The organism is Micromonospora sp. NPDC003776 (genome assembly GCF_053605645.1).
The window spans coordinates 1-6,427 of sequence record NZ_JBSGJR010000411.1; the positions used below are offsets into that span (position 1 = coordinate 1).

Consider the following 6,427-nt stretch of genomic DNA (forward strand, 5'->3'; position numbering starts at 1 on the left):
GTGCGCCGCAGCCGGGACGTACCCCTGCTGGTCGAACGGGCCCGCGTGGGTGACCCGCGCGCGGTGGCCCGGCTGATCACCCTGGTCGAGTCCGGCGACGAGGTGCTGCCGCAGGTGGCGGCGGCCCTCGCGCCGTACGCCGGGCACGCCCAGGTGGTCGGGCTGACCGGCTCCCCCGGGGTCGGCAAGTCGACCACCACCAACGAGCTGGTCCGGGCGCTGCGGGCGCGCGGCCACCGGGTCGGGGTGCTGGCCATCGACCCGTCCAGCCCGTTCACCGGCGGGGCGATCCTCGGCGACCGGGTCCGGATGCAGGACCACGCCACCGACCCGGGCGTCTACATCCGCTCGATGTCCAGCCGGGGCCACCTCGGTGGCCTCTCCGCCGCGACCCCCCAGGCGGTACGCGTGCTGGAGGGCGCGGGCTGCGACGTGGTGCTGGTGGAGACCGTCGGGGTGGGGCAGGCCGAGGTCGAGGTGGCCTCGCTGGCCGACACCACGCTGGTGCTGCTCGCCCCTGGCATGGGCGACGCGATCCAGGCCGTCAAGGCCGGCATCCTGGAGATCGCCGACGTCTTCGTGGTCAACAAGGCCGACCGGGACGGTGCCGACGCCACCGTCCGGGACATCCAGGGCATGATCGCGCTCGGCGAGCGCGGCCCGGGGGAGTGGCGGCCACAGGTCGTGCGGGCCATCGCCGCGCGTGGTGAGGGCATCGACGACATCGCCGCCGCCATCGACAAGCACCGCGGCTGGCTGGAGCGGAACGGCGAGCTGCGCCGCCGGCGGGAGGCCCGGGCCGCCGCCGAGATCGAGGCGATCGCGCTGGGCACCCTCCGGGACCGGATCGGCTCGCTGCGCGACGGTACGCAACTCCCGACGCTCGCCGCCAAGGTGGCCGAGGGGGCGATCGACCCGTACGCGGCCGCCACCGAACTGCTGGAGCAGCTGGGCGCCTGACCCGTCGGCGGGATTGACGCTCCTGTCCGCCGGGCACATTGCCACCCGCAGCCGGACGGCGGGGGTGGCGGGTGGACGCGGACGAGGGCACGGCGGGGCGAAACCCGACATCGGAGCCGGCCGCCTGGTCCGGTCGGCGGCTGTCACCGTCGACGCTCCTGGCGATGGCTCTGCTCACCGTCCTGGCGCTGCTCGCGCTGGTCTGGGCGGTGGCGGGGGTGCCCGACGGTGACTGGATGCGGGCCATCGGCGGGGCGGTCCTGGCCCTGGTGCTGGGCTCCGCGTCCGGCTTCCTCGTCGTCGCCGCCCGCCGCGGCTCCGGCGCGACGGTGGCGCTGGCGCCGTGGCCGGGCGGCGACGGCCGGGCCGTGCGGTTCGGCTACTCCATCTCGGCGTACTGCTTGTTCAGCCTGCTGGCGGCGAGCTGTGTCCTGGTCATGCTCTGCGTCGGAGCGGCGACCGGGGCCGTGCTCGGGGTGGTCATGGTCGCCGTGGCGGCCCTGCTCGGCTGGTACCTGGTGGCGATGCTGCGGCGCGCCCCCGGCGGCCTGCTGCTCTCCCCGGACGGCCTCGCGCACCGCGGCCTGACCAGCTTCTACGCGGTTCCGTGGGACGCCGTCCGGGGCGTCGAGACCTGGCGCCTGGGCACCTGGGCGCTCGTGGTGAAGGCGGACCCGTCGCCGCAGAGCGTGCTGCGTCGGTACACCGGCCGGTTCGACACCGGCGAGCTGGAGTTCCTCCCCTTCCTGGTGGTCCGCACCTACTGGCTGGCCGCCGACCCGGAGGTGGTGCGCCGGACCCTGGCGTTCTATCTGGCCCATCCGGAGCTGCGGGACGAACTGGGCACCCCGGAGGCGGTACGGCGGATCGCCGAGGGCCGGACCGGTGGCTGACCCGTCCACTCGGGACGCCTGCGGACTAGTACGCTCGCACCGCCTCACCGAGCGCGTGGGGCCGGACGAACCTGGTGGGGAGAGCATGGCTGACGAGGCGACCCAGGAGCTGTCGGTGCTGCCGGACGCGGTGGCGGGCGGGACGACCCACGTCTCCGACGAGGTGGTGGAGAAGATCGCGGTGGCCGCCGCGAAGTCGGTGTCCGGGGTGGCCGAGCTCGGCGGCGACGTGGCCCGCTTCTTCAACGCGCTGCTGGACCGGGTCGGCCTGGACCAGGTGGGCGACGCCCGGCGCGGCTGCTCGGCCCACGTCACCAACGGCGCGGCGGTGGTCAACCTGGTCATCGTGATCGACGGCGGCCGGCCGGTGCCCGAGGTGACCGACGCGGTACGGTCGGCGGTGACGGCGGCGGTCGAGGCGTACGGGCTGCGGGTCGACGAGATCAACATCCGGGTTGACGACGTGGCGCTGGGCGGGCCGGCGGTGCCCTCCGCCTGAGCCAGGTTACCGGCCGGTACGCACATCCTTAGCGATCGTTCAGGCACCCGTTCTACACTCGGTCTTCAGTCGAGGACTCGAGGAGGAGCTCCGCGCATGGACGCCGACGAGATCGCCGCCGGTCGGGCCCGCTGGCAGGCCCGCTACGACGCCGCCCGCAAGCGGGACGCGGACTTCACCACGCTCTCCGGCATGACCGTCGACCCGGTCTACGGCCCGCCGGAGGGTGTGGCGTACCCGGGTTTCGACCGGATCGGCTGGCCGGGCGAGTTCCCGTACACCCGGGGGCTCTACCCGACCGGCTACCGCGGGCGGACCTGGACCATCCGGCAGTTCGCCGGGTTCGGCAACGCCCAGCAGACCAACGAGCGCTACAAGATGATCCTCGGCGCCGGCGGCGGCGGGCTCTCCGTGGCCTTCGACATGCCGACCCTGATGGGTCGCGACTCGGACGACCCGCAGTCGCTCGGTGAGGTCGGCCACTGCGGCGTGGCCATCGACTCCGCCGCCGACATGGAGGTGCTCTTCGACGGCATCGACCTGGCCGGCGTGACCACCTCGATGACCATCTCCGGCCCGGCCGTGCCGGTCTTCTGCATGTACCTGGTCGCCGCCGAGCGGCAGGGCGCCGATCTGTCCACGCTGGACGGCACGCTCCAGACGGACATCTTCAAGGAGTACATCGCGCAGAAGGAGTGGCTCTTCGACCCGGAGCCGCACCTGCGCCTGATCGGCGACCTGATGGAGTACTGCGCGCGGGAGATCCCGAAGTACAAGCCGCTCTCGGTCTCCGGCTACCACATCCGGGAGGCCGGCGCGACGGCCGCGCAGGAGCTGGCGTACACCCTCGCCGACGGGTTCGGCTACGTCGAGCTGGGGCTCTCCCGCGGCCTGGACGTCAACGTGTTCGCCCCGGGCCTGAGCTTCTTCTTCGACTCGCACGTGGACTTCTTCGAGGAGATCGCCAAGTTCCGGGCCGCCCGCCGGATCTGGGCCCGCTGGCTGCGCGACGTGTACGGTGCCACCAGCGAGAAGGCGCTCTGGCTGAAGTTCCACACCCAGACCGCCGGGGTGTCGCTGACCGCCCAGCAGCCGGTCAACAACGTGGTCCGGACCGCGGTGGAGGCCCTCGCGGCGGTGCTCGGCGGCACCAACTCGCTGCACACCAACGCCCTCGACGAGACCCTGGCCCTGCCCACCGACGAGTCGGCCGAGATCGCCCTGCGTACCCAGCAGGTGCTGATGGAGGAGACCGGGGTGACCAACGTGGCCGACCCGCTCGGCGGCGCCTGGTACGTGGAGGCCCTCACCGACCGGATCGAGGCCGAGGCGGAGGAGATCTTCGCGCGGATCCGGCAGCTCGGCGGCGACGGACCGCACAAGATCGGTCCGATGACCTCCGGCATCCTGCGCGGCATCGAGGACGGCTGGTTCACCGGCCACATCGCCGAGTCGGCCTTCGTCTACCAGCAGGCGCTGGAGAAGGGCGACAAGCGGATCGTCGGGGTCAACTGCCACACCGGTACGGTCGCCAAGGACCTGGAGATCCTGCGCATCTCGCACGAGGTCGAGCTGGAGCAGCGCCGGGTGCTGGCCGAGCGCAAGTCGGCCCGCGACGACGCCGCAGTCAAGGCCGCCGTCCAGCACATGGTCGACGTCGCCCGGACCGGCGAGAACATGATCCCGGCCATGCTGGACGCCGTCCGCGCCGAGGCCACCCTCGGCGAGATCTGCGACGCCCTCCGCGCCGAGTGGGGCGTCTACCGCGAACCCGCCCGCTTCTGACCCACGCCACCCCACCCCCTCCGCACGCCGATCTTGCACTTCGGGTCCGCCCGGCGCGGCATGTGCCGCATCTGCCGGGGCCGCAAGTGCAAGATCGCGCGCCGGGGTGGGGGTGGGGCGAGCAGGGGTGAGAGTTGCAACTACCGCCGTCGCGGTTGATCTGAGTTCGGCGGGACACGTGCGAGACTAGATAACCATGAGCGACCCACGGATCACCTCGTCGATCTTCACCCGCGGCGCGGTCGACCTCAGCGCGCTGCGCGGCACCCCCGAACCCTCCCGTCCCGCCACCCCGGCCCAGGCCGGCCCGCCCGCCGGCGGTCCCGCCGCAGGCGGCGGCGTGGCCGTGATCGACGTGACCGAGGCGACCTTCCAGTCCGAGGTGCTGGAGCGGTCGCTGACCACGCCGGTCGTGGTGGATTTCTGGGCCGAGTGGTGCGAGCCCTGCAAGCAGCTGTCGCCGGTGCTGGAGCGGCTGGCCGCCGAGGGCAACGGCGCCTGGGTGCTCGCCCGGATCGATGTGGACGCCAACCCGCGGCTCGCCCAGATGTTCCGGGTCCAGGGCATCCCGATGGTCTACGCGGTGGTCGGCGGGCAGCCGATCGACGCCTTCTCCGGGGTGGTGCCCGAGGCGCAGCTCCGGCAGTGGATCCAGGCCGTGCTGAAGGCCGGCGGCGTGACCGTCGCCGAGCCCGAGGACCCGCGGCTCGACGAGGCCGACGACGCGCTGATGTCCGGCGACCTGGACGCCGCCGAGGCGGCGTACCGGAAGATCCTGGCCGAGAGCCCGGCGGACGCTGCGGCCGAGGCGGGCCTGGCCCAGGTCGGGGTCGCCCGCCGGGTGGCCGGGGCCGACCCGCGGGCCGCGCTCGCCGCCGCCGAGCAGGCCCCCGACGACGTCGAGGCCCAGCTCCTCGCCGCCGACATCGAGGTGCTCAGCGGCCTGGCCGAGCAGGCGTACGCGCGCCTCGTCGGGCTGGTCCGGCGGACCGCCGGGGACGACCGGGAGAAGGCCCGCCAGCACCTCGTCTCGCTGTTCACCATCGCCGGCCCGGAGGACCCCGCCGTGGCATCCGCCCGACGGGCCCTGGCCAGCGCGTTGTTCTAGGTTCGTAGCACGCCAGCGCGGGCCGGCGTACCGGCCGGCCCGCCCCACCATCGAGGACGGGAGCCCATGATGCGCCGGATCGCCGTCCTCGACGCGCCGACCAACCTCGGCCTGCGCCCGCCGACGTCGACCTCCGTCCCGGGCTGCGCCAAGGCGCCCGGCGCCCTGCGCGACCACGGGCTGCTCGCCCGGCTGCGGGCCCGCGACGCCGGCTGCCTCACCCCGCCCCGGTACGACCCCGGCGACTGGCGCCCCGGCGACGGCGTGTGCCACGCCCGGGAGATCTCGGGCTATTCGGTGGCGCTGGCCGACCGGATCGGCGCGATCATCGATCGGGGTGAGTTCCCACTGGTGCTGGGCGGAGACTGCTCGGTGCTGCTCGGCTCGGCGCTGGCCATGCACCGGCTCGGCGAGGCGGTCGGCGGCCGGATCGGTCTGGTGTTCGTGGACGGCCACTCCGACTTCCGGCACCCCGGCAACGCCTCGTACGTGGGCGCGGCGGCGGGGGAGGACCTCGCCCTGGTCACCGGCCGGGGGCAGGCCGACCTGGCGGCCATCGAGGGGCGGCGCCCCTACTTCCGCGACATCGACGTGGTGGTGCTCGGCATCCGGGCGCAGGACGAGTACCGGCTGGACCTCCAGGCCGCCGGCATCACCACCCGACCGGTGCCGGCGCTGCGCGCCGAGGGGGCGGCCCGCACCGCCCAGTGGGCGCACGAGCAGTTGGCGGACTGCGCCGGCTACTGGGTGCACGTCGACGTGGACGTGCTTGACCCGGCGGTGATGCCCGCCGTGGACGCGCCCGACCCGGGCGGGATCGCCTTCGCCGAGCTGGAGATCCTGCTCGCCGGCCTGGTCGACACCCCGCACTGCCTGGGGGTCGAGCTGACCGTCTTCGACCCTGACTACGACGCCGACGGATCGTACGCGGCCGAGATCGTCAACACCGTGGTGGCCGGGCTCGCCCCGGTCTCCGCGCCGAGCGCGGTGCCGCCCCGGCTGCTGCCGGCCGGCCCGGTCGCTCCGGCGCCCCGCCCGGGCAACGGGCGGCTTGCCGAGCGCCCCGTCCCGCCCGTGCCGGCTCCCGCGGTCGCCGTGGAGCCGATCGGACCCGACCCGGACCCGGTCCCGGTCGACGCGCCGGACGGTGCCACCCACGATGACCAGCCGTCGGCCGCCGAG

6 protein-coding genes are annotated in these 6,427 nt (G+C 74.0%); all 6 read left to right on the forward strand.

The annotated features are described in order from the left end of the window. Positions 1-960: methylmalonyl Co-A mutase-associated GTPase MeaB (gene meaB / locus ACWEVO_RS26480; RefSeq protein ID WP_452310216.1), on the forward strand; the 960-nt coding region annotated here is incomplete at its 5' end. A gap of 164 nt (positions 961-1,124) precedes the next feature. Next, positions 1,125-1,853, forward strand: a complete 729-nt coding sequence (locus ACWEVO_RS26485; protein ID WP_452310217.1) for a hypothetical protein — start codon at positions 1,125-1,127, stop codon at positions 1,851-1,853. 85 nt (positions 1,854-1,938) lie between these two features. Continuing rightward, positions 1,939-2,352, forward strand: coding sequence for an Asp23/Gls24 family envelope stress response protein (locus ACWEVO_RS26490; RefSeq protein ID WP_452310218.1), 414 nt, complete (start codon positions 1,939-1,941; stop codon positions 2,350-2,352). Positions 2,353-2,448: 96 nt separating this feature from the next. Next, positions 2,449-4,137: an acyl-CoA mutase large subunit family protein gene (locus ACWEVO_RS26495; protein WP_452310219.1), complete on the forward strand. Its 1,689-nt coding sequence runs from the start codon at positions 2,449-2,451 to the stop codon at positions 4,135-4,137. Between the two features lie 196 nt (positions 4,138-4,333). Then, entirely contained in the window at positions 4,334-5,245 is a 912-nt protein-coding gene (locus tag ACWEVO_RS26500) for a tetratricopeptide repeat protein (RefSeq protein ID WP_452310220.1), read from the forward strand. 66 nt (positions 5,246-5,311) lie between these two features. Beyond that, positions 5,312-6,427 (forward strand): arginase family protein (locus tag ACWEVO_RS26505; RefSeq protein ID WP_452310221.1); only part of this gene is annotated, 1,116 nt, incomplete at its 3' end.

Excerpts from the sequence above, each read along its gene's own strand:
- ACWEVO_RS26500 (WP_452310220.1), top strand. The coding sequence starts at position 4,334 with ATGAGCGACCCACGGATCACCTCGTCGATCTTCACCCGCGGCGCGGTC.
- ACWEVO_RS26485 (WP_452310217.1), top strand. The coding sequence starts at position 1,125 with ATGGCTCTGCTCACCGTCCTGGCGCTGCTCGCGCTGGTCTGGGCGGTG.
- ACWEVO_RS26490 (WP_452310218.1), top strand. The coding sequence starts at position 1,939 with ATGGCTGACGAGGCGACCCAGGAGCTGTCGGTGCTGCCGGACGCGGTG.
- ACWEVO_RS26495 (WP_452310219.1), top strand. The coding sequence starts at position 2,449 with ATGGACGCCGACGAGATCGCCGCCGGTCGGGCCCGCTGGCAGGCCCGC.